Raw genomic sequence first — 20,673 nt, forward strand, 5'->3', positions numbered from 1 at the left:
GGGTGGGAGCAGGTCGCCGTCGTCAGGGACCGAGGTGCTCCCGGGCGGCTCGCCGCACCCGCTCGACGACCGCCTCCTCGGGCTCGCCGGCGATCACCCGGCCGACCAGCTCGGCCACGAGCACGCGCACGATCCCGGCGAGCCGGGTCGCCTCGAGGCGGGCGTCGAGCCCGTCGTCGTCGGGATCGGCCTCCTGCGCCTCCGCGACGAGGACCGCCGCGAGAGCCGCCTCCTGGTCGGCGAGCATCGACCGGCCGCGGGCCTGCAGCGCGGGGCTCGCCGCGATCGCGTCCACGAAGTCCGCGCTGCCGAAGCCGAGCGGCGGCCACCGGGCGTCGAGCCCCTCCAGGTAGGCCTCGCGCACCGCCTCCGCCGGCGTCGTCCCCGCCGTGCGCCGGGAGACGACCTCCGCGAGCAGGGCGACGATCTCCGGCGCCCGGTCGAAGAACAGGTCCTCCTTGAGCGGGAAGTAGTTCGTCACCGTCATCTTCGCGACCTCGGCCCGCTCCGCGATCTGCGCGATCGTCGTCGCCTCGAAGCCCTGCTCGATGAACAGCTGCGTCGCGACGGCCGCGATGTGTGCGCGCGTCGCCTGCTTCTTCCGCTCCCGGAGGCCCTGGGTCACGCCGTCAGCCTATCGGCTTGACCTATCGTTAGGTCGAGCCTAATTTCAGGTCCATGACAACTACGCACGAGGTCCTCGTCGTCGGCGGCGGACCCGTCGGGCTGCTCACGGCTGCCGAGCTCGCGCTGGCCGGCGTCGACGTCGCCGTCCTCGAACGGCACACCGAGCCCGACCGCACGATCAAGGCGGGCTCCGTCGTCGCGACCGCCGTGCACGCGCTCGACCGTCGCGGCCTGCTCGAGCGCGGGCTGGAGGTCCAGCAGCGGTTCATGGCCGGCTTCGTGCGTCCGACGACGGGACCCGGGCCGAGGTTCGCGGGGCACCTGGCCGGGATCCCGCTCCGGCTCGACCTCATGGACCTCCCCGACGCCGGGCACGGCCCGGTCCCGATGCTCCTCGCGATCCCCCAGCACGAACTGGAGGCGATCCTGCTCGACCACGCGACCGCCCTCGGCGTGCCGGTCCACCGCGGGCTCACGACGACGGGTGTGGTCGAGTCGGCCTCGGGGGTCACCGTCGCGACCGACCGCGGGGAGTGGACGGCCTCCTGGGTGGTGGGCGCCGACGGCGGGCGCAGCGTCGTCCGGCGCGCGGTCGGCGTCGGGTTCCCCGGCACCGACCCCGAGATCACCGGACGGCAGGCGCTGGTCGACCTCGCGGACGCCGACGACCTGGAGTCCGGCTGGCAGCACGGCCCGCACGGCGTGTGGTGCGTCGGTCCGCAGCCCGGCCGCATCCTCACCGTGGAGTTCGACGGCCCGCCCGCCGACCGCGACGCGCCCGTCACGGCCGAGGAGCTGGAGAAGTCGCTGCAGCACGTGTCGGGCACCCGGGCCCGCGTCACCGCCGTGCACAGCGCGACCCGGTGGACCGACAACACGCGGCAGGTCGACGCCTACCGGCACGGCCGGGTGCTCCTCGCCGGCGACGCCGCGCACGTGCACCCGCCGTTCGGCGGCCAGGGCCTCGGGCTCGGCCTCTCCGACGCGATGAACCTGGGCTGGAAGCTCGCGGCCGTCGTCCGCGGGCGGGAGCCCGAGTCACTGCTGGACACCTACGACGCCGAGCGCCGTCCCGCCGCCGCCGCGGTCCTCGAGCTGACCCGGGCACAGGTCGCCCTCATGCGGCCGGACCCGAAGACGATCGCGCTGCGCCGGTTCGTGGGCGACGCGCTGGCCACCCGTCCCGGGGCGACCGCCGCCGCCCGGCTGCTCGCCGGCCCCGAGGTGCACGCCCCGATCGCGCAGCCGGGCGACGACCCGCTGGTCGGTCGGCTGGCGCCCGAGACGGTGCTCGACGACGGCCGTCGGCTCGCCGAGGTCGCGCGGGACGGCCGGTGGACGCGCGTGGTGACGGCCGACGGCCCGGCGTCGGACGAGCGCACGACGGTCGTCCGCGGCCCGCGGGCGATGCTGGTCCGCCCGGACGGGGTCGTCGCATCGGCGGACCCGGAGCGGTGATCGACGCGCCCGACGACGGCGCGCTGCACGCACCCGGCGGGAGCAGATCGCCATCGTCACCGCGGGAGGGCGACCCGTCGTCAGGACCGGGCGTAGTCCGGGGGCTCGCCGGTCCCGGGGGCGCTCGGGAGACCGGCTTCCTGCCAGGCGCGGAACCCGCCGACGACATCGGTGGCCCGGTGGAGGCCGAGGTCCTGCAGGGCCGCGGCGGCCAGGGAGGACGTGTAGCCCTCCGAGCACAGGACGACCCAGGCGACGTCGTGGTCGGTGGCCTCGGGAATCCGGGCCTCCGACGTCGGGTCGAGACGCCACTCCAGGTGGTTGCGCTCGATGACGACGGCGCCGGGCACCTCACCCTCCGCGACCCGCTGCCAGCCCGGGCGGATGTCGACGAGCTTCCCGCCCTCGGCCACCACGCGGGCGGCCTCGGCCGCCTCCAGACGGGTCAGCCGGGCGCGGGCGGCCGCGAGGACGTCGGCGATCGTGGTCACTCGGGTGATGCTCCCGGTTCGACGAGCTCGGAGCGCGTCCGGGTGAGGGTGCCGCGCTCCACGCCGTAGTAGGACATCGCCGAGAGCGGCGGCGAGTACGCGTGCACGCTGACGGCGGCCTCGGTGCGCCGGTTCGACACGTCGTGGACGTGCCCCAACGGGAAGGCCGCGCCGGAACCCGCCGTCAGGACCCGGCGGCGCAGCCCGGGACCGCGCGAGGCGATCTCCTCCGCGGTGGCGAGGTGGTCGTCGGCCTGCCCGGCGCTCCAGCGCCACTCGGTGAGCTCACCGCTGACCACGGTGAGGGCACCGATCGAGCCGCCGTGGTCGTGGAGCTCCGCGGCCTGCTCGGTGGCCCAGCTGATCAGCCAGACGTCGAGGTGCGGGTCGGCGTGCAGGCGCCGCGACCAGCGGTTCGCCGCGTCGATCTCGACGGCGTGGTGGCCGGCCACGACCTCGGCGGCGACCTGGCGGGTCAGCGAGGTGAGGTCCGCGAGGCTCACCGGGGTGGGGCCGTCGTGCCAGCGGCGACGGTCGCCGTGGAGGGTGCGGGGCAGGAAGGACGGGGCAGGCAGGACTGCGGTCATGACGAGGCCTCACGGGGTGCGCGGCCGGGGGCTCGACCGCGGGAGACGCTCCCCGGGGCACACGGCCGCGCGCGGGGAACGGAGGGCGTTCGTCAGCGACAGAACTGGTCGAACATGTGCGCGCGACGGCTGACCCAGAACGGGTCGATGCGGACGCGGAGCTGCACGTGACATTGTTACCACGATCTCCGACGGGCAGGGTGTCGGACCCCCCACCTAGCCTGGTTCTCGTGCCGGACTCCGAGAGACCCAGCGACGGGACCACCGGATGGGTGGCCCGTCTCGCGCGTGACTGCTGGCGCCACCGCGGGCTGACCGTCGCGTCGGTGGGCGCGTCGGTGCTGGGGGTGAGCCTGGAGTCGGTCGGCCCGCTGCTCACCGCCGTGGCGGTCGACCGGGCGGTCCGGGGCTCCACCGAGGGGCTCGGGCTCATCGTCGGGGCCGTCGTCGCGCTCGCGGTCGTCAAGTTCGGCATGGCCTTCCTGCGGCGCTACCTCGGCGGACGGCTCTCGCTGTCGGTGCAGCACGACCTGCGCCGGCGGGTGTTCGGGTCGATCTCGCGCCTCGACGGGCCCCGCCAGGACGCCCTGCGCACCGGGCAGGTGGTCTCCCGCGCCAACTCCGACCTGCAGCAGGTCCAGGGCCTGCTCGGGATGGTGCCGTACTCGGTGGGCACGCTCGCGCAGGTCGTCGTGTCCGTGGTGATCATGCTGTTCCTGTCCCCGCTGCTCACGCTGGTCGCCCTGGTGACGCTGCCGGTGGCGCTCGCCTTCACCACCGTGATGCGCCGGAAGCTCTACCCCGCCACCTGGGCCGCGCAGCAGCGCGCCGCAGAGGTCGCGCAGGGCGTCGAGGAGACGGTCACCGGGGTCCGGGTGGTCAAGGGCTTCGGGCAGGAGGAGCGGGAGACCGCACGGCTGGCCCGGCTCGCGGGCGAGCTGTACGGCGACCGGCTGCGGGCCGCCCGTCTCACCGCGCGCCTGACCCCCACGCTCGCCGCGCTGCCCACGGTCGGCCAGCTCGTGGTGTTCGCCCTCGGCGGCGGGCTCGCGCTGACCGGGCAGATCACCGTCGGCGTGTTCCTCGCCTTCACCACCTACATCGCCGCGCTCATCGGGCCCGCGCGCATGGTCGCCGGGCTCGTCGTCGTCGGGCAGCTCGCCCGGTCCGGGGTCGAGCGCGTGTACGAGCTGATCGACTCGCAGCCCGACATCGTCGCCGACGCCGAGGCCCCCGGCCGGGTGCCGGTCCCCGCCGGGCCGGTGCCGCTCGAGCTCGACGACGTCCGCTTCGGCTACGCGCGCTCGGAGCCGGTGCTCGACGGGCTGTCGCTGCGCGTCGAACCGGGCGAGACCCTCGCGGTGATCGGGACGGCGGGCTCGGGCAAGTCGACGATCGCGCTGCTCATCCCCCGTTTCTACGACGTCCAGCAGGGTGCGGTCCGGGTCGGCGGCGCCGACGTCCGGGACCTGTCGCTCACCTCGCTGCGGCGCACGGTCGGCGTGGTGTTCGAGGAGGCCTTCCTCTTCTCCGACACGGTCCGCGCCAACATCGCCTACGGCTGTCCCGACGCCACCGACGAGCAGGTGCGCGCCGCCGCCCGCGCCGCCCAGGCCGACGGCTTCGTCTCCGAGCTGCCCGACGGCTACGACACCCGGGTCGGCGAACGCGGGCTCACGCTCTCCGGCGGCCAGCGCCAGCGCATCGCGCTCGCCCGGGCCCTGCTCTACGACCCCCGGGTCCTCGTCCTCGACGACGCCACGAGCGCCGTCGACGCGGCGACCGAGGCGGCGATCGGCGAGACGCTGCGCGCGGTCACCGCGACGCGCACCACGCTGGTCATCGCCCACCGCCGCTCCACCCTCGCGCTCGCCGACCGGATCGCGGTGCTCGACGCCGGCCGGGTGGTCGACGTCGGCACGGCCGCCGAGCTCACCGAGCGGTGCGCGCTGTTCACGGCTCTCCTGGCCGGCCCCGGGGAGCGGATCGACGAGGCGGTCCGCCGCCCGGAGCCGGACCTGCCGGGCCCCGACGGGGTCACGCCCGGGCTCTGGCCCGCCGGTCCGCGGACCGACGGCGCGGACGCGCCGCCCGGCGACCGCGGCGTGAGCGCGGGTCTCGACGGGAGCGTCGCGTCGGAGGAGATGGAGAGCGCGCTCGCGAAGCTCCCGGCCGCCGACGAGCGCCCGGAGCTCTACGGCGAGGACCCGGCGGCGCCCGACCCCGGGTTCCGCCTCGGGCGGCTCCTGCGGCCCGTCCGGTGGGCGCTCGGGGGTGTCATCGCCCTGGTCGCGCTCGACGCCCTGGCCACCCTGGCGTTCCCCACGCTCGCCCGGGTGGCGGTCGACGGCGGGATCAACGGCCGGGCGCCGTCGGTCCTCGCCCTCGCGGTCGGCATCGGGCTCGCGGTGGTGCTCGTCGACTGGGTGGTGGTCTGGTTCCAGACGGTGCTCACCGCGCGCGTCGGCGAGAGCCGGCTCTACCTGCTGCGCGTGCGCAGCTTCGCCCACCTGCAGCGGCTCGGCCTCGACTTCTACGAGCGCGAGCTCGGCGGCCGGATCATGACGCGGATGACCACGGACGTCGACGCCCTGTCGTCGTTCCTGCAGACCGGGCTCGCCCAGGCCGTCGTGGCGCTCCTGACCGTCGTCGGCGTCGCGACCGCGCTGCTGCTCACCGACGTCGAGCTCGCCCTCGTCGCGCTCTCGGTGATGCCGGTCCTGATCGTCGCGACGTTCGTCTTCCGGCGCCTGTCGTCGGTGGCCTACGCCGAGGCGCGGGAACGGGTCAGCGTCGTGAACGCCGACCTGCAGGAGAACGTGGCCGGGCTGCGGGTCGCCCAGGCCCACACCCACGAGGAGCGCTCGGCCGCCCACTTCGCCGACCACTCCGACGCCTACCGCCGCGCCCGGCTGCGCGCCCAACGTCTCATCGCCACCTACTTCCCGGGCGCCAACCTCCTCTCCGACGTCGCCCAGGCCGCCGTGCTCGGGGTCGGTGCGGCCCGGGTCGCCGGGGGCGACCTGTCGTCGGGTGTGCTCGTGGCGTTCCTGCTCTACCTGGCGATGTTCTTCGGCCCGGTGCAGCAGCTCTCGCAGGTCTTCGACGGCTACCAGCAGGCGCGGGTGGGCCTCACCCGCATCTCCGAGCTCCTGCGCACGCCGACGACGGTGCCCGCGGCGGTCGACCCGGTGCCGGTGGGCGAGCTGCGCGGCGAGGTGGAGCTGCGCGACGTCGGGTTCTCCTACGCCGGCTCCGACGCGCCGGCGCTGCGCGACGTGTCGCTGCGCGTGCCCGCCGGGCGCACCGTGGCCCTGGTGGGGGCGACCGGCGCCGGCAAGTCGACCGTGGTGAAGCTCGTCGCCCGCTTCTACGACGCGACCCGGGGCGCGGTGCTCGTCGACGGCGTCGACGTCCGCGACTACGACCTCGCCGGGCTGCGCCGCCGGCTGGGCGTCGTGCCGCAGGAGGCCCACCTGTTCGTGGGCGACGTGGCGTCCAACATCGCCTACGGGCGCCCCGACGCCACGCCCGCCGAGATCGAGGAGGCCGCCCGGCGGGTCGGGGCCCTCGACGTGGTCGCGTCGCTGCCCGCCGGATTCCGCCAGCCGGTCGGCGAGCGCGGCGGCGGGCTGTCGGCCGGTCAGCGTCAGCTCGTGGCCCTCGCGCGCGCCGAGCTGGTCGACCCGGCGCTCCTGCTGCTCGACGAGGCGACCGCGGCCCTCGACCCGGCCACCGAGTCCGCCGTGCTCGCCGCGGGCGACCGGGTGGCCGCCCGTCGCACGACGTTCGTGGTCGCCCACCGCCTCGCCACCGCGGCGCGGGCCGACCACATCGTGGTGCTGCACGACGGGCGGATCGTCGAGGAGGGCAGCCACGACGAGCTGCTCGACCTCGACGGCCGGTACGCGCTCCTCTGGCGCACCGGGGCCGCCACGGCGGACGACGGGGAGGAGATCGTCGAGCGCGACACCGTGGAGGTGGGAACGGGGTCGTGACACCCCCTCGACGCCACGACCCCGTCATGGGACCTCCGCAGGCACCCCCCTTACCGGTTCACACACGCTCCGCATGCACCACGAGGTTGTCGGTGTAACTCCGCTCACCCCGGTCGAACGCGCCGGCGCACGTGACGAGCCGCAGGACGTCGTCCGCGGTCGCCCCGAACACCGCGAACGTGGGGAACCGGTCCTTGGCCACCTGCTCGGTGCGCGACACCGCGTAGCGGGCGGTGGTGCCGTCCGCCCGACTGAGCTCGACGAGGTCGCCGGGTCGCAGGTCACGCAGGCGGTAGAACACCGCCGGCCCGGTGCGGGAGTCGACGTGCCCGAGCAGCACCGTGGGTCCGCCGCCGGCCCGGGCCGCTCCCCCGGCGAACCAGCCGACGCGCTCGAAGTCCGTCGGGACCTCCGCCGTCCCGTCGGCCGCGAGCCCCAGCCGCTGCACGTCGTCGCGGACCACCCCGATCGCCGGGACGCGCACCGACACCGGCGCCGACCCGGCGTCGGGCACCGCAGGGCCGGCGGCGGGTGGCGTACCACCCGCCGTCGGGACCGGGGCGGCGCAGCCGGCGAGGAGCAGCCCCAGGAGCAGGACCACCACCGCCGGCAGCCGGGAGAGCCCCACCGTCAGACCCGCGACCGCCGGTAGGCCACCGCACCCGCGGCGCCCGCCGCGACGAGGGCCGCCGCGCCGACCGCGAGGGGCGCCACGGCGTCGGTCGTGCCGCCGGCGCCGGTCTCGACGCCACCCATCGGGACGGGCGTCAGCTGCCCGCGCACGGCGCCCGCGGTGAAGCCCGCGGTGTGCGTGTCCCCGAAGAACGCAGCCGGGTTCGCCTCGATCTGCTTCAGCGAGAACCCGGTGCCGCTGTCCTGGCCGTTCGCCTGGACCCCGGTGGTGAAGGGGCCCTGCAGGCAGCCGGAGCCGGTGCGCGTCGCACCGTCACCCTCCGGGTCCGGGAAGGCGATGCGCGGCGGACCCGACGCCCCGGCCGCGGCCTCGTGGATGTGCGTCGCCGTGCGGGCCGGGCTCTGGTACTCGCCGGTGACGCCCTCCAACCGCAGGTCGTAGCAGATGATCTCCTCGTCGGAGTTGATCCGGTAGTCGAAGGTGCCGGTCGCGCCCGGCTCGCCCGGGGCGGGCTGACCGTTCTGGCCGACGACCGTGTCGGGCGTCGCCATGACGGTGAACATGCTGGTGAAGCTCGACGGCTCGTCGACCTGGGCGTCCTGGGCCAGGGCCGCCCCACCGGAGAGCGCGAGGGCGCCGACGGTGAGGGCGGACAGGGCGGCGAGCCTGACGGGGGTACGGCGCACGGGGGCCTCCTGGGCGTTTCGTCCGGTTGCTCCCGTGACTACGGGCCGAACCACGGCGGCGTTCACCCCGATTCCCGGTCGATCCGCTGTGAACGGCCGCGGGCCGCGATCCGTAGGGACTCCCGACGACGGGACCGGGTCGCCGGTCCGCGAGTCGGGAGGAGCGCCATGACCAGGGCCCGGCGGACGTACCGGTGACCGTGACGACCCACCCACACACGTCGATCTACTCCCGGACCGACACGATGACCCCGAACCGGGAGCGAGGGGTGCACGTGGACGACGGGAACGGGGGCACCCTCGCCGCGGTCGACCTGCGCCGTCCCGCCGACCTCGAGGCCGCCCACCGCGCGCACGCCGGCGAGCTGCACCGCTTCGCGGCCCGCCACCTCCGCGACGCCGCGGCGGCCGCGGACGTGGTGCAGGAGGTCTTCGTCCGGGCGTGGCGCCACGCCGAGCGCTACGACGCCACGGTCGCGAGCCTGCGGGTCTGGCTGTTCACCATCGCCCGCAACCTCGTGGTCGACCAGGTCCGTCGCGACCGCGCCCGCCCGGGGACGCCGACCGACCCCGGCACGCTCGGCGCGGTGGCCGAACGGGCGTCGCGCGAGCCCGGACGCTCCTTCAGCGACGACCTCGTCACCACGTGGTTCCTCGAGGAGGCGCTGGGGCGGCTCGGGACCGACCAGCGCACGGCCATCGTCGAGACCTGGCTGCGCGGGCGGCCCCACCCCGAGGTGGCGGGCGAGCTGGGCGTGCCGCTCGGGACCCTGCGCAGCCGCGTCTTCTACGGCCTGCGCAACCTGCGATCGATCATGGACGACATGGGAGTGCCGCTGTGAACCCCTCCCCCGGCGACCGGGACCACCAGGTCCTGCGCGAGCGGCTCGGGGCCTACGTCCTCGACGGGCTCGACGCCGCGGAGCGCGACGAGGTGGACGCCCACCTCGCCGGCTGCCCCGCGTGCCGCGCGGAGCTCGCGGCGATCGCACCGCTCGCGCAGCCGCTGCGGGCCGTCGACCCGGACCGGGTCGCACCCCCGGGGGCACCCGCCCCGCCGGCGGGGTTCGACCAGGTGCTGCGGCGGGTGCGGGAGGAGTCGCACGAGGCGCCCGCGCCCGTCGTCCCGCTGGCACCGCGCCGGCGGGCGGGGCGGACGGGGCTGCTCGTCGCCGCCGGGGCCGTCGTGCTCGCCGTGGCGGGCGGGGCCGCCGGCTACGGGCTCGGCGTGCGCAACGCCCAGGGACCGCGCGAACCGGTGGCGGTGCAGGCCCTCGTCCCCGGCGTCGAGGCCGACGCCGCGACCGTCGCGCACACGTGGGGGGTGGAGGTGGTGCTGACCGCGCGCGGCTTCGACGCGGGGCGGACCTACCTCGTCTCGGTCACGGGCCGCGACGGCCGCGCGTACGCCGCGGGCGCGTTCGTCGGCACCGGTCGCGACGAGATGGTCTGCCGGCTCAACTCGCCGGTCCTGCCCCGGGACGCCGCCGGATTCGTGGTGACCACCGGGCAGGGCGAGGAGGTGCTGCGGTCGCGGTTCGTGTGACCCCGCCCGTGAACCGGTGCAGTGGGCGACACAGGCCCCACCCCCGCGACCGCGGAGCGCTAACCTGGTGTCCGTTTCCACTCCCGCACGTGATTGAGGCGATCTCCAGCCGTGTCGACGAGCAGCCCGGCAGCCCAGTTCGGTCCCAACGAGTGGCTGGTCGACGAGATGTACCAGCGCTACCTCGCGGACCCGGACTCCGTCGACACGGCGTGGCACGAGTTCTTCGCCGACTACGCGCCCGATGACGGGTCGAGCGTGGCGGGCGCCGGCTCCACCTCCTCCACCGGCGCGTCCGGTGGCACCTCCGCGTCGGGCTCGGCCGGGTCGGGCGCGAGCCGCGGCGAGCGCAACGGCTCGAGCGGGTCCGGCACCGCCGGCGCCGCGAAGACCTCCTCGGCGAACGGCTCCGCGTCGTCGTCGGGATCGTCGAACGGCAGCGCCCCGGCCCGGTCCTCCGACACGGCCACGCAGCAGAAGACGGCGGAGAAGCCGGCGCCGAAGGAGTCGCGGAACGGCGCGTCGGCCGAGCCCAAGGGCGACAGCAAGCCGGCCGCCGGGTCGACCTCCCCCGCCAAGGCCGCCGACGGCGGGTCGACCGACGAGTCCGTGACGCCGCTGCGGGGCGCCGCGAACGCGATCGCCAAGAACATGCAGGCGTCGCTCGAGCTGCCGACGGCCACGAGCGTGCGCGCCGTCCCGGCGAAGCTGCTCGCCGACAACCGCATCGTCATCAACAACCACCTCAAGCGCACCCGCGGTGGGAAGGTCTCCTTCACCCACCTGCTCGGGTACGCGATGGTCCGGGCGCTCGCGCAGTTCCCGAACATGAACCGCCACTACGGGTCGGACGCGAAGGGCAAGCCCGCCGTCGTCGACCCCGGGCACGTGAACCTCGGCCTGGCGATGGACCTGCCGGGCAAGGACGGGTCGCGCTCGCTGGTGGTCGTGGCCCTCAAGGGCTGCGAGAACATGAACTTCGCGCAGTTCTGGGCCGCCTACGAGGACATGGTCCGCAAGGCGCGCTCGGGCAAGCTCGGCACCGAGGACTTCTCCGGGGTGACGATCAGCCTCACCAACCCGGGCACCATCGGCACCAACCACTCGGTGCCGCGTCTCACCGTCGGTCAGGGCACGATCGTCGGCGTCGGCGCGATGGAGTACCCGGCCGAGTTCCAGGGCGCCAGCGACGAGCGCCTGGCGAACATGGGCATCAGCAAGATCATCACGCTGACCTCGACGTACGACCACCGGATCATCCAGGGCGCCGAGTCCGGCGACTTCCTGCGGCGCATCCACCACCTCGTGCTCGGCGAGGACGGCTTCTACGACGACATCTTCGCAGCGCTGCGGATCCCCTACGAGCCGATCCGCTGGGTGCAGGACCTGCCCGAGTCGAACATCGACCGCACGGCCCGCATCCTCGAGCTGATCGACGCGTACCGGAACCGCGGCCACCTGATGGCCGACACCGACCCGCTGGACCACCCGCAGCGCAAGCACCCCGACCTGGACATCCAGAGCCACGGGCTGACGCTGTGGGACCTCGACCGCGAGTTCCCGGTCGACGGCTTCGCGGGCCGCTCGTGCATGAAGCTGCGCGACATCCTCGGGGTGCTGCGCGACTCGTACTGCCGCACGATCGGCGTCGAGTACATGCACATCCTCGACCCCGAGAAGCGCGCCTGGCTCCAGGAGCGCATCGAGGTGCCGCACGAGAAGGTGTCGGCGGCCGAGCAGAAGTACATCCTCTCCAAGCTCAACGCCGCCGAGGCGTTCGAGGCGTTCCTGCAGACCAAGTACGTCGGCCAGAAGCGCTTCTCGCTGGAGGGCGCCGAGACCGTCATCCCGCTGCTGGACGCGGTGCTCGACGAGGCCGCGGCGCACGAGATGGACGAGGTCGTCATCGGCATGCCGCACCGCGGCCGGCTGAACGTGCTCGCCAACATCGTCGGGAAGCCGGTCTCGCAGATCTTCCGCGAGTTCGAGGGCAACCTCGACCCGGGCCAGGCCCACGGCTCCGGCGACGTGAAGTACCACCTCGGCGCCGAGGGCAAGTTCTTCCGGATGTTCGGCGACGGCGAGACCACAGTCTCCCTGACGAGCAACCCGTCCCACCTCGAGGCCGTCGACCCGGTCCTCGAGGGCATCGTCCGCGCGAAGCAGGACATGCTGGACAAGGGTCCCGAGGGCTTCACCGTCATGCCGGTCGCCATGCACGGCGACGCCGCGTTCGCGGGGCAGGGCGTGGTCGCCGAGACGCTGAACCTGGCGCTCCTGCGCGGGTACCGCACCGGCGGCACCGTGCACGTCGTGGTGAACAACCAGGTCGGCTTCACCACCGCCCCGGAGCACACCCGCTCGACGCACTACTGCACCGACGTCGCGAAGATGATCGACGCGCCGGTCTTCCACGTGAACGGCGACGACCCCGAGGCCTGCGTCTGGGTGGCGCGCCTCGCCGTCGAGTTCCGCGAGCGCTGGAACTCCGACGTCGTCATCGACATGGTCTGCTACCGCCGGCGCGGCCACAACGAGGGCGACGACCCCTCGATGACCCAGCCGGAGATGTACGATGTCATCGACGCCAAGCGCTCGGTGCGCAAGACCTACACCGAGTCGCTGATCGGCCGCGGCGACATCTCGCTCGACGAGGCCGAGCACGCGCTGCGCGACTACGGCAGCCAGCTCGAGCACGTCTTCAACGAGGTCCGCGAGCTGGAGAAGGCCCAGATCGAGCCCAGCCCGTCGGTCGAGTGGGAGCAGGCGGTCCCGAACTCGCTGCAGACCAAGGTGCCGCTGGAGGTCGTCCAGCGGATCGCCCGGGCGTTCGCGGAGCCCCCGGAGGGGTTCAACGTCCACCCGCGCGTCAAGCCGGTCCTGGAGCGCCGTGGCAAGGCCGCCTCGACCGAGACCGCCGAGGGCATCGACTGGGCGTGGGCGGAGCTGCTCGCGTTCGGCTCGCTGCTCATCGACGGCAAGCTCGTCCGGCTCTCCGGCCAGGACTCGCGCCGCGGCACCTTCACCCAGCGCCACTCCGTGCTCATCGACCGCAAGACCGGCGAGGAGTACGTCCCGCTGCGCCACCTGACCGCCGACCAGGGCAAATTCATGCCCTACGACTCGGCGCTCTCGGAGTTCGCCGCGGTCGGCTTCGAGTACGGCTACTCGGTGGTCAACCACGACGCCCTCGTCTGCTGGGAGGCGCAGTTCGGCGACTTCGTCAACGGCGCCCAGTCGATCATCGACGAGTTCATCTCGTCCGGTGAGGCGAAGTGGGGCCAGACCTCCGACGTCGTGCTGCTGCTGCCGCACGGCCACGAGGGCCAGGGGCCCGACCACACCTCGGGGCGCATCGAGCGGTTCCTGCAGCTGTGCGCGGAGGGCTCGATGACGGTGGCGGTGCCGTCGTCGCCGTCGAACTACTTCCACCTGCTGCGCCGGCACGCCACCGACGGCGTGCGTCGTCCGCTGGTCGTCTTCACGCCGAAGTCGATGCTGCGCAACAAGGCCGCGGTGAGCCCGGTGGAGGACTTCACCACCGGCAGCTACCACCCGGTCCTCGACGACCCGACGTTCGCGTCGAACGACAGGGCGGCGGGCGCATCGAAGGTCCTGATGTGCGCCGGGAAGATCTACTACGAGCTGGTCGCGGCCCGCGAGAAGGCCGGGAAGACCGACGACATCGCGATCGTCCGGCTCGAGCAGCTCTACCCGATCGCCGGTGACGAGATCTCCTCGATCATCGGCCGCTACTCCAACGCCCAGAGCGTCTCCTGGGTGCAGGAGGAGCCGGCCAACCAGGGCGCCTGGCCGTTCCTGGGCCTGATGCTGCCGGAGAAGGTCGAGCGGCTGCGCGGCCTGCGCCGCATCTCGCGCCGGCGCATGGCGGCCCCCGCGGCCGGCGTCGCGAAGGTGCACGAGGTGGAGCAGAAGGCGCTGATCGCCGAGGCCATCGAAGGTTAGGCACGGTGTACTTCACCGACCGCGGCATCGAGGAGCTCGAGGACCGACGGGGCGAGGAGGAGGTCAGCCTGGCGTGGCTGGCCGACCGCCTCCGCGCCTTCGTCGACGCCCATCCCGAGCACGCCGGTGCCGCCGACCGCTTCGCGGTGTTCCTCGCGCGCGACGACAGCGACGAGGACTGACCGGCCCGGAACCAACGAACGGCACTCTCGCGCACATAGATGCTGCGAGAGTGCCGTTCGTTCGTGCGGGGTGGAGCTCGTCAGCCGATCCCGGCCGACGACAGCCAGTCCCGGGCCACCTGGGCGGGGTCGGGCTTGTCCGGCGCGTCGAGGCGCTTGTTGAGGTCCGTCAGCGTCGCGGTGTCCATCTTCTGCGAGATCAGGTTCAGGACGTCGGCCACGGCCGGGTTCGACAGCTTCGACGCGTTGATCAGCGGCACCACCTGCTGCGCCGCGAAGTTCGACTTCGGGTCGGCCAGGATCACGAAGTCGTTGTTCGGGATCGACGTGTCGGTGGTGAACAGGTCCGCGGCCTGGACGGAGCCGTCGCGCAGCGCGGCGACGGTGAGCGGCCCTCCGGCGTCGAGCGAGCGGAACTCCTTGAACGTGCAGCCGTAGGACTTCTGGATGCCCGGGATGCCGTACGGACGCGTCTGGAACTCGGGCGGCCCGCCGAACACGATGTTGCCGCACAGCGGCCCGATCTGGTCGAGCGAGGTCAGATTGTTCTGCGTCGCGAAGGCGCGGGTGACCACCACCGCGTCCTTGTCCTCGGCCGGGCTGGCCTCCAGCACCTTGAGGTTCGGCGGCAGCTTCTGCTGCACCTGCGCGTACACGTCCGCGGGGGCGGTGGCCGTGGCGTTCGTGTCGAGGTACTGCAGGAGGTTGCCGGTGTAGTCCGGGACGAGGTCGATCGACCCGTCACGCAGGCCCGGGAAGTAGGTCTCCCGGCTGCCGATGCCGAACTGCCGCTCGACCTTGATGCCGCGGATCGACAGCGCGGTGGCGTAGATCTCGGCGAGCAGGCGGTTCTCGGTGAAGTTCGCCGAGCCGACCCGGATGGTGTCGCCGGCCGCGGGGGCCTGCGGCTGGGAGGCGAGCGGGTCGCCCCCGCCACCGCACGCGGCGGCGAGGAACGCGAGGGCGGCGAGGAGCAGGGCGCCGAGGGCGCGGGTCGTTCGCACGGGCATCAGCCTCCAACGGTGACGGTGTCGGTCTTCCCGACGACGGGTGTGGATCGGGTCCGGCGGACCCCGGGAGTGACGGCGCGCTGCAGGCCCTGCAGCGCCACCTCGAGGACGATCGCGAGGAGGGCGACGAGCACGGCGCCGCCCGCCATCTGGACGAAGTCGCGCTGTGCCTGGCCGTCGACGATGTAGCGGCCGAGCCCGCCGAGCGACACGAACGCGGCGATGGTGGCGGTGGCGACGACCTGGAGCGTCGCGGTGCGCAGCCCGGCGACCATGAGCGGCAGGGCGTTCGGCAGCTCGACCTGGACGAGGATCTGCCGCTCGGTCATGCCGACGCCCCGGGCCGCGTCGACGGCGGCCGGATCGACCCCGGAGACGCCGGCGTAGGTCCCCGCGAGCAGCGGCGGGATGGCCAGCAGCATGAGGGCGAGCACCACGGGGGTGAGTCCGAGCCCGATGAGCAGCACGAACAGCACCAGCACACCGAGCTCGGGCAGCGCCCGTAGGCCGTTGGCCAGGCCCACCACCAGGAAGCGACCGCGGCCCGTGTGCCCGATGTAGAGGCCGATCGGCACCGCGATCACGGCGGCCACCAGGACCGTCAGGGCGGTGTAACCGAGGTGCTGCAGCAGGCGGGTCGGGATCCCGGTGGTCGAGGACCACTGCGCGCTCGCGGTGAACCACGCGATCAGGCTCGAGAACACCTCACACCGCCTGTCTCTGCGGCGCCCGGGCCGCGGCCCACGGCGCGAGGAGACGGCCGAGCAGCATCAGCAGCCCGTCGATCACCAGCGCCAGCACCAGGATGGACACGAGCCCGAAGACGATCTGGGCCGTGTAGAACCGCTCGAACCCCTGGGTGAACAGGGTCCCGAGCGCGCCCTGCCCGATGATCGCGCCGACCGCGACGAGGCTGAACGAGCTCACCGCGGCCACCCGCACGCCGGCGACGAGCACCGGCACCGCCAGCGGCAGCTGCACCCCGAAGAGCAGTCCGAGCGGCCGGTAGCCCATGGCGACACCCGCCGTCAGGACCTCCCCGGGCACCTCGTCGAGCCCGTCGACGACGCTGCGGACGAGCAGGGCCACCGCGTAGATGGTGAGCGCCACGACCACGTTGACCGGGTCGAGGATGCGGGTGCCGAGCACGAGCGGCATGACGACGAACAGCGCCAGCGACGGGATCGTGTACAGCACCCCGGTCAGCGGCAGCAGGATCCGGCGTGCGCCGCGCGAGCTCCACGCCCACCAGCCCAGCGGCAGGCTGATCACGAGGCCCAGGAGCACCGGGACCAGCGCGAGGACGATGTGTTCGGCCGCCAGCGGGAGGATGTCCGCGCCGAAGAGCCTCACCGCACCGACTCCGGCGACGACCCTGCCGTCGATCCCGCCGACGCGTGCAGCAACGTGATCACGGCCTCCGGCTCGATGCCGCCGAGCACCCGCCCGTCGTCGTCGACGGCCACGCCGCGCCCCGCCGGCGAGCTGAGCGCGGCGTCGAGCGCGCTGCGCAGCGACCCGCCCTCGGCGTGCACGGTGCCCAGCGCGACGTGCTCCTCGCCCTGGCGCCAGCCCGTCGGGCGGCCGTCGTCGTCGACGACCAGCAACCAGCCCTCACCCGTCGTCGGGAAGTCGGAGAGCGCGAGCGAGCCCGCCCCGACGAACTGGAGCCGCCGGTAGCCGCGGTCGCGCCCGACGAAGCCCGCGACGAAGTCGTCGGCCGGGGCCGCGAGCAGCTCGGCGGGCGGCGCGAACTGGGCCAGGGTGCCGCCGACCCGCAGCACGGCGACCATGTCGCCGAGGCGGATGGCCTCGTCGATGTCGTGGGTGACGAAGAGGATCGTGCGGCCGAGCTCGGACTGCAGGCGCAGCAGCTCGTCCTGCAGGTCGGCCCGCACCACCGGGTCGACCGCGGAGAACGGCTCGTCCATGAGCAGCACCGGTGCGTCGCCGGCGAGCGCGCGGGCGACGCCGACGCGCTGCTGCTGGCCGCCCGAGAGCTGGGCCGGGTAGCGGCTGCCGACCTTCGGGTCCAGGCCGACCCGCTCGAGCAGCTCTCCGGCCGCCGAGCGCGCCTCGGACCGGCGGCGTCCGAGCAGCACCGGCACCGTCGCCACGTTGTCCAGCACCGTGCGGTGCGGGAAGAGGCCCGCGTTCTGGATGACGTAGCCGATGCCGCGGCGCAGCGTCGGGGGGTCCTGCGTGGAGACGTCCACGCCGTCCAACCGGACCGTTCCCGACGACGGGTCGACCATGCGGTTGACCATCCGGAGCGTCGTCGTCTTACCGCAGCCCGACGGCCCGACCAGCACCGTGATCTCGCCCTCGCGGGCGGTCAGCGACAACGACGTGAGGGCGACGGTGCCGTCGGGGTAGGCCTTGCGCACGTCGGAGAACTCGATCACCGCAGTGGTTCCTCCGCGGCCAGGGCGGCGCCTGGTCGGCCGCCTGGGTCGGGGAACCGTAACCGAACGGACCGCCGAACGCGCGCGAAACGCCCGTCAGGACGCGTCCGCCACATCCGGGGCGATCGGCCCGCGAGCGAGGATCTCGGCCAGTTTCGGGCCCGGCATCGCCCGGGCGAACAGCCACCCCTGGTAGGCGTCGACGCCCAGGTCGCGCAGCACCGCGAACTGGTCCTCGTCCTCCACGCCCTCGGCGACGCAGGTCTGCCCGATGGCGGCCGCGAGCTCGACGACGGCCCGGGCCACCGCGCGGTCGGACTCGCCGGTGGCGACCCCGCGCACGAAGCCCCGGTCGAGCTTGACGATCTGCGCGGGCAGCCCGGTGAGGCGGGACAGCGACGAGTAGCCGGTGCCGAAGTCGTCCACGGCGAACCGCACGCCGGCCGCGATCAGCTCGTTCATCTCGCGCAGGGTCGACGGCGGGAGGTCGGCCAGGCAGGTCTCGACCAGCTCCAGCACGAGGCGGTCCCAGGGCAGCCCGGACGACGTGACGATCTCGTGGACGGTGACCAGGAAGTCCGGGTCGCCGGGGAGCAGCCCGGCGAGGTTCACCGCGACCGACGCGGCGGGCCGGTCGCCGTAGGCGGGCCAGGTGGCCGCCTCGCGGACCGCGGTGCGCAGCACCCACCGGTCGAGCTCGCCGAGCAGGTCGGCGGCCTCGGCGACCGGCAGGAACTTGTCCGGGAAGATCAGGCCGTGCTCGGGGTGCTGCCAGCGCACGAGCGCCTCGGCGGTCTGGACGCAGCCGTCGGGGCCGACCACCGGCTGGAAGTGCAGGACCAGCTCGTCGTTGACCAGCGCCTGGCGCAGCTGCATCTCCAGCCGCAGCGCCTCGTCGGCACCCCGCATGATCGCCTCGTCGGCGAGCGCGACGCGGTTGCTGCCGCTCTTGGCCTCGAACAGCGCGGCGTCGGCGAAGCGGATGAGGTCGCCGGTGGCCGGGTGCTCCGGGGCGTCGGACCCGTCGGCGTCGGCGCGGGCGGCGGCGAGGATCGGGGCGACCGGGTCGGCGTAGGGGTCGACCTCGTAGCCGTTGACCAGGGCCGGGAGGCCGAGGGCCGCCCCCACGGCCGCGCCGATGGTCGCGGAGACGCGGACCAGCTGACCGTGCACCGGCACGGCGGTGCGCAGCAGCTTCGCGACGAGGTCGGTCAGCGCGTCGAGGCCGCCGTGGGCGTCGACGTCGGCGCACAGGACGACGAACTCGTCGCCGGAGTGGCGGGTGGCGGTGCAGCCGGGCGGCAGCCCGTCGCGGAGCCGGTCGGCGAGCCACACCAGCAGCTCGTCCCCGGCGTCGTGACCCAGCGAGTCGTTGACCCGCTTGAAGTTGTCGAGGTCGCAGAACAGCACGGCGGTCCGGCGGGCGGTCGGGCCGCCCAGCAGGTGCGAGACCGCGCGGGTCAGGGCCCGACGGTTCGGCAGACCGGTCAGCTCGTCGTGCATCGCCTGGTGGCGCAGCGATGCCTCCACCCGGCGGTTCTCGGTCACGTCGGTGAAGACGACGAGGTGGGTGGCCCCGCCGGCGTCGTCGACCGAGACCGACACGTGCAGCTCGCACCACACCGAGTCGGTGAACTCACCGCGGGCGCCGCGCTCGCGGCGGCGCAGGGCACGGGCCGCACACGACCAGCTGATCGAGCCCGCGGAGCCGGCCGGCCGGGCGAGCAGCGGCGTCGGCATGGCGACGGTGTCGGGACCCTGCTCGGCGGCGAGGTCGAGCAGCTCGTCGGCGCGGCGGCGGCGCAGCGTCTCCTGGCCCTCGCCCAGCAGCCGGCACAGCGACTGGTTGGCCTGCACGAGGCGCTCGTGGTCGTCGAAGATCGCGACCCCGACGGGGGCGACGGCGAGCAGGTCGGTGAACCGCTGGCTCGAGGTGCGCATCCGCGTCTCGAGGGCCCGGCGCTCGGTGACGTCCTCCACCGACCCCGACACGACGGTGCGGTGCCCGACCGCGGTGCGCTCGGCGCGGACGTGCAGCAGCCGGGACGGGTCGTGGGCCGGGCGGACCTCCAGGTCCAGCCGCGTGCCGGTCTCGACCATCGTCGCCCATCGGGCACTGACCTGCGGGCGGTCCATCGGGTGGACGCACTCCGCGACGGTCGCGCGGCCGACGGTCCCCAGCGCTGGGAGCCCGAACAGGGTGCGGGCCACGGACGAGAACGACCAGCCGTCGACGGTCCGGTCGTTCTCCCACGACCCGACCTGTGCGAGCCGTGTCAGGCCCTCGAGGCGACGGCGCTCGTCGGCGACGGCCGTGTCGACGGCGCGGCGCACGGCCTCGCCCTCGTCGAGGTCGCTGACGTCGACGACGACGATCGCGCGGTGCGGGCTGCCCGGCAGGCGGTTCCACCGCACGAGGCGCACCGGCACCGTCGTGCCGCCGCGGCGGCGGACCTCGCCGCGCTCGCTCGTGCCCGCCGCGGTGGCGGTGACGTACGTGTCGACCGGCGTCCCGGCCATCTCCCCCGCCGACGTCCCGACCAGCCGGGCGAACCCCCGGGAGGCGGTGACGACGAGTCCCTCGGCGTCGACGACGACCGCCGGGCCCTCGGGCAGCAGGTCCAGCAGCGGGTCGGTCTCCCCGGGCGCCGGGACCGCCGTCGCGGCGACGGTGGCCGCCTCGACGGGGCTCGACGGCGGGTTCGGGCTCGACGGCGGGTTCGGGCGGGGCGCGGGGCGGTCGTGGCCGGGACGGGGCCGCGGGCTGGGCGGGGCCTGGCGTCCGGCGGCGTCGGCGCGGGACGGGCGGCCCCGGGGGACGGTCGGGAGCGTGTCGGCCTCGCCCGCGGGCTCCTCGGTCGTGCGGTAGGTCGAGCGGGCGGGGTGGGCGTCCGCCCGCGACGTGTCGGGGCGGGCGGGAGCGGGCACCTGCTCGCCGACGAGGCCGGGCGAGGAGTCGGACGCGTCGGCGTCCGCCACCCGCACGACGGCGAGTCGCGGCATCCGCCTGGCTCCGTTCACGCGATCGACCCCTTCACCGGCGGTGCCCCCTCCGACCCGTTCGGGTCGGCCGGACCGCCATC

At 74.2% G+C, this 20,673-nt stretch carries 16 protein-coding genes; 6 read left to right on the forward strand and 10 right to left on the reverse strand.

The window, feature by feature from the left end:
* Positions 1 to 22: 22 nt before the first annotated feature.
* Positions 23 to 625: a TetR/AcrR family transcriptional regulator gene (locus QSK00_RS21980; RefSeq protein ID WP_285594103.1), complete on the reverse strand. Its 603-nt coding sequence runs from the start codon at positions 623 to 625 to the stop codon at positions 23 to 25.
* 53 nt (positions 626 to 678) lie between these two features.
* Here QSK00_RS21980 and QSK00_RS21985 point away from each other — a divergent pair, with 53 nt between their 5' ends.
* The gene (locus QSK00_RS21985) at positions 679 to 2,085 is read left to right on the forward strand and encodes an FAD-dependent oxidoreductase (RefSeq protein WP_285594105.1); all 1,407 of its coding nucleotides are present in this window, start codon (positions 679 to 681) and stop codon (positions 2,083 to 2,085) included.
* A gap of 80 nt (positions 2,086 to 2,165) precedes the next feature.
* Here the strand turns inward: QSK00_RS21985 and QSK00_RS21990 are convergent, their stop codons facing one another.
* Positions 2,166 to 2,576 carry a rhodanese-like domain-containing protein gene (locus QSK00_RS21990; RefSeq protein WP_285594108.1) on the reverse strand — a complete coding sequence of 137 codons (411 nt, stop codon included), beginning with the start codon at positions 2,574 to 2,576 and terminating at the stop codon, positions 2,166 to 2,168.
* Positions 2,573 to 3,163, reverse strand: a complete 591-nt coding sequence (locus QSK00_RS21995) for a cysteine dioxygenase (protein WP_285594110.1) — start codon at positions 3,161 to 3,163, stop codon at positions 2,573 to 2,575. The genes QSK00_RS21990 and QSK00_RS21995 overlap by 4 nt, the downstream gene beginning before the upstream one ends.
* Before the next feature lie 221 nt (positions 3,164 to 3,384).
* Between QSK00_RS21995 and QSK00_RS22000 the strand changes: the two genes are divergently transcribed.
* Positions 3,385 to 7,161: an ABC transporter ATP-binding protein gene (locus tag QSK00_RS22000; protein ID WP_502872069.1), complete on the forward strand. Its 3,777-nt coding sequence runs from the start codon at positions 3,385 to 3,387 to the stop codon at positions 7,159 to 7,161.
* Positions 7,162 to 7,219: 58 nt separating this feature from the next.
* On the opposite strand, the gene QSK00_RS22005 is transcribed toward QSK00_RS22000, so the two are convergent.
* Both QSK00_RS22005 and QSK00_RS22010 read right to left on the reverse strand, forming a co-directional pair.
* Positions 7,220 to 7,789, reverse strand: coding sequence for a sortase domain-containing protein (locus tag QSK00_RS22005; protein WP_285594115.1), 570 nt, complete (start codon positions 7,787 to 7,789; stop codon positions 7,220 to 7,222).
* 2 nt (positions 7,790 to 7,791) lie between these two features.
* A complete protein-coding gene (locus QSK00_RS22010; protein WP_285594117.1) occupies positions 7,792 to 8,481 on the reverse strand; it encodes a CHRD domain-containing protein in 690 nt (229 codons plus the stop codon).
* Positions 8,482 to 8,675: 194 nt separating this feature from the next.
* Here QSK00_RS22010 and QSK00_RS22015 point away from each other — a divergent pair, with 194 nt between their 5' ends.
* The 4 genes from QSK00_RS22015 (at position 8,676) to QSK00_RS22030 (ending at position 14,175) form a co-directional block, all read left to right on the forward strand.
* Positions 8,676 to 9,323 (forward strand): sigma-70 family RNA polymerase sigma factor, encoded by a 648-nt coding sequence (locus QSK00_RS22015; protein ID WP_285594119.1) that lies wholly within the window; start codon positions 8,676 to 8,678, stop codon positions 9,321 to 9,323.
* Positions 9,320 to 10,027, forward strand: a complete 708-nt coding sequence (locus QSK00_RS22020) for a zf-HC2 domain-containing protein (RefSeq protein WP_285594121.1) — start codon at positions 9,320 to 9,322, stop codon at positions 10,025 to 10,027. Before QSK00_RS22015 ends, QSK00_RS22020 begins: the two co-directional genes overlap by 4 nt.
* Before the next feature lie 111 nt (positions 10,028 to 10,138).
* Positions 10,139 to 13,993 (forward strand): multifunctional oxoglutarate decarboxylase/oxoglutarate dehydrogenase thiamine pyrophosphate-binding subunit/dihydrolipoyllysine-residue succinyltransferase subunit, encoded by a 3,855-nt coding sequence (locus tag QSK00_RS22025; protein WP_285594123.1) that lies wholly within the window; start codon positions 10,139 to 10,141, stop codon positions 13,991 to 13,993.
* A 5-nt stretch (positions 13,994 to 13,998) separates the two neighbouring features.
* Positions 13,999 to 14,175, forward strand: coding sequence for a DUF6104 family protein (locus QSK00_RS22030; protein WP_285594125.1), 177 nt, complete (start codon positions 13,999 to 14,001; stop codon positions 14,173 to 14,175).
* Between the two features lie 80 nt (positions 14,176 to 14,255).
* Here QSK00_RS22030 and QSK00_RS22035 read toward each other — a convergent pair whose 3' ends face one another.
* The 5 genes from QSK00_RS22035 to QSK00_RS22055 all read right to left on the reverse strand — a co-directional run bounded on the left by QSK00_RS22035 (position 14,256) and on the right by QSK00_RS22055 (position 20,593).
* Entirely contained in the window at positions 14,256 to 15,185 is a 930-nt protein-coding gene (locus QSK00_RS22035) for an ABC transporter substrate-binding protein (RefSeq protein ID WP_285594127.1), read from the reverse strand.
* On the reverse strand, positions 15,185 to 15,889 hold the full coding sequence (locus QSK00_RS22040) for an ABC transporter permease (RefSeq protein WP_285594129.1): 705 nt from the start codon (positions 15,887 to 15,889) through the stop codon (positions 15,185 to 15,187). Before QSK00_RS22040 ends, QSK00_RS22035 begins: the two co-directional genes overlap by 1 nt.
* A 1-nt stretch (position 15,890) precedes the next feature.
* A complete protein-coding gene (locus tag QSK00_RS22045; protein ID WP_285594131.1) occupies positions 15,891 to 16,538 on the reverse strand; it encodes an ABC transporter permease in 648 nt (215 codons plus the stop codon).
* Positions 16,535 to 17,590: an ABC transporter ATP-binding protein gene (locus tag QSK00_RS22050; RefSeq protein ID WP_285594133.1), complete on the reverse strand. Its 1,056-nt coding sequence runs from the start codon at positions 17,588 to 17,590 to the stop codon at positions 16,535 to 16,537. Before QSK00_RS22050 ends, QSK00_RS22045 begins: the two co-directional genes overlap by 4 nt.
* A 96-nt stretch (positions 17,591 to 17,686) precedes the next feature.
* Positions 17,687 to 20,593 (reverse strand): sensor domain-containing protein, encoded by a 2,907-nt coding sequence (locus QSK00_RS22055; RefSeq protein WP_285594136.1) that lies wholly within the window; start codon positions 20,591 to 20,593, stop codon positions 17,687 to 17,689.
* Positions 20,594 to 20,673 lie beyond the last annotated feature (80 nt).

Source organism: Actinomycetospora sp. NBRC 106378, from assembly GCF_030269685.1.
Taxonomy (GTDB): domain Bacteria; phylum Actinomycetota; class Actinomycetes; order Mycobacteriales; family Pseudonocardiaceae; genus Actinomycetospora.

Bases quoted from the DNA above. Each gene is read 5' to 3' on its own strand.
- QSK00_RS22055 (WP_285594136.1), bottom strand. From the start codon at position 20,593: ATGCCGCGACTCGCCGTCGTGCGGGTGGCGGACGCCGACGCGTCCGAC.
- QSK00_RS22035 (WP_285594127.1), bottom strand. From the start codon at position 15,185: ATGCCCGTGCGAACGACCCGCGCCCTCGGCGCCCTGCTCCTCGCCGCC.
- QSK00_RS21985 (WP_285594105.1), top strand. From the start codon at position 679: ATGACAACTACGCACGAGGTCCTCGTCGTCGGCGGCGGACCCGTCGGG.
- QSK00_RS21995 (WP_285594110.1), bottom strand. From the start codon at position 3,163: ATGACCGCAGTCCTGCCTGCCCCGTCCTTCCTGCCCCGCACCCTCCAC.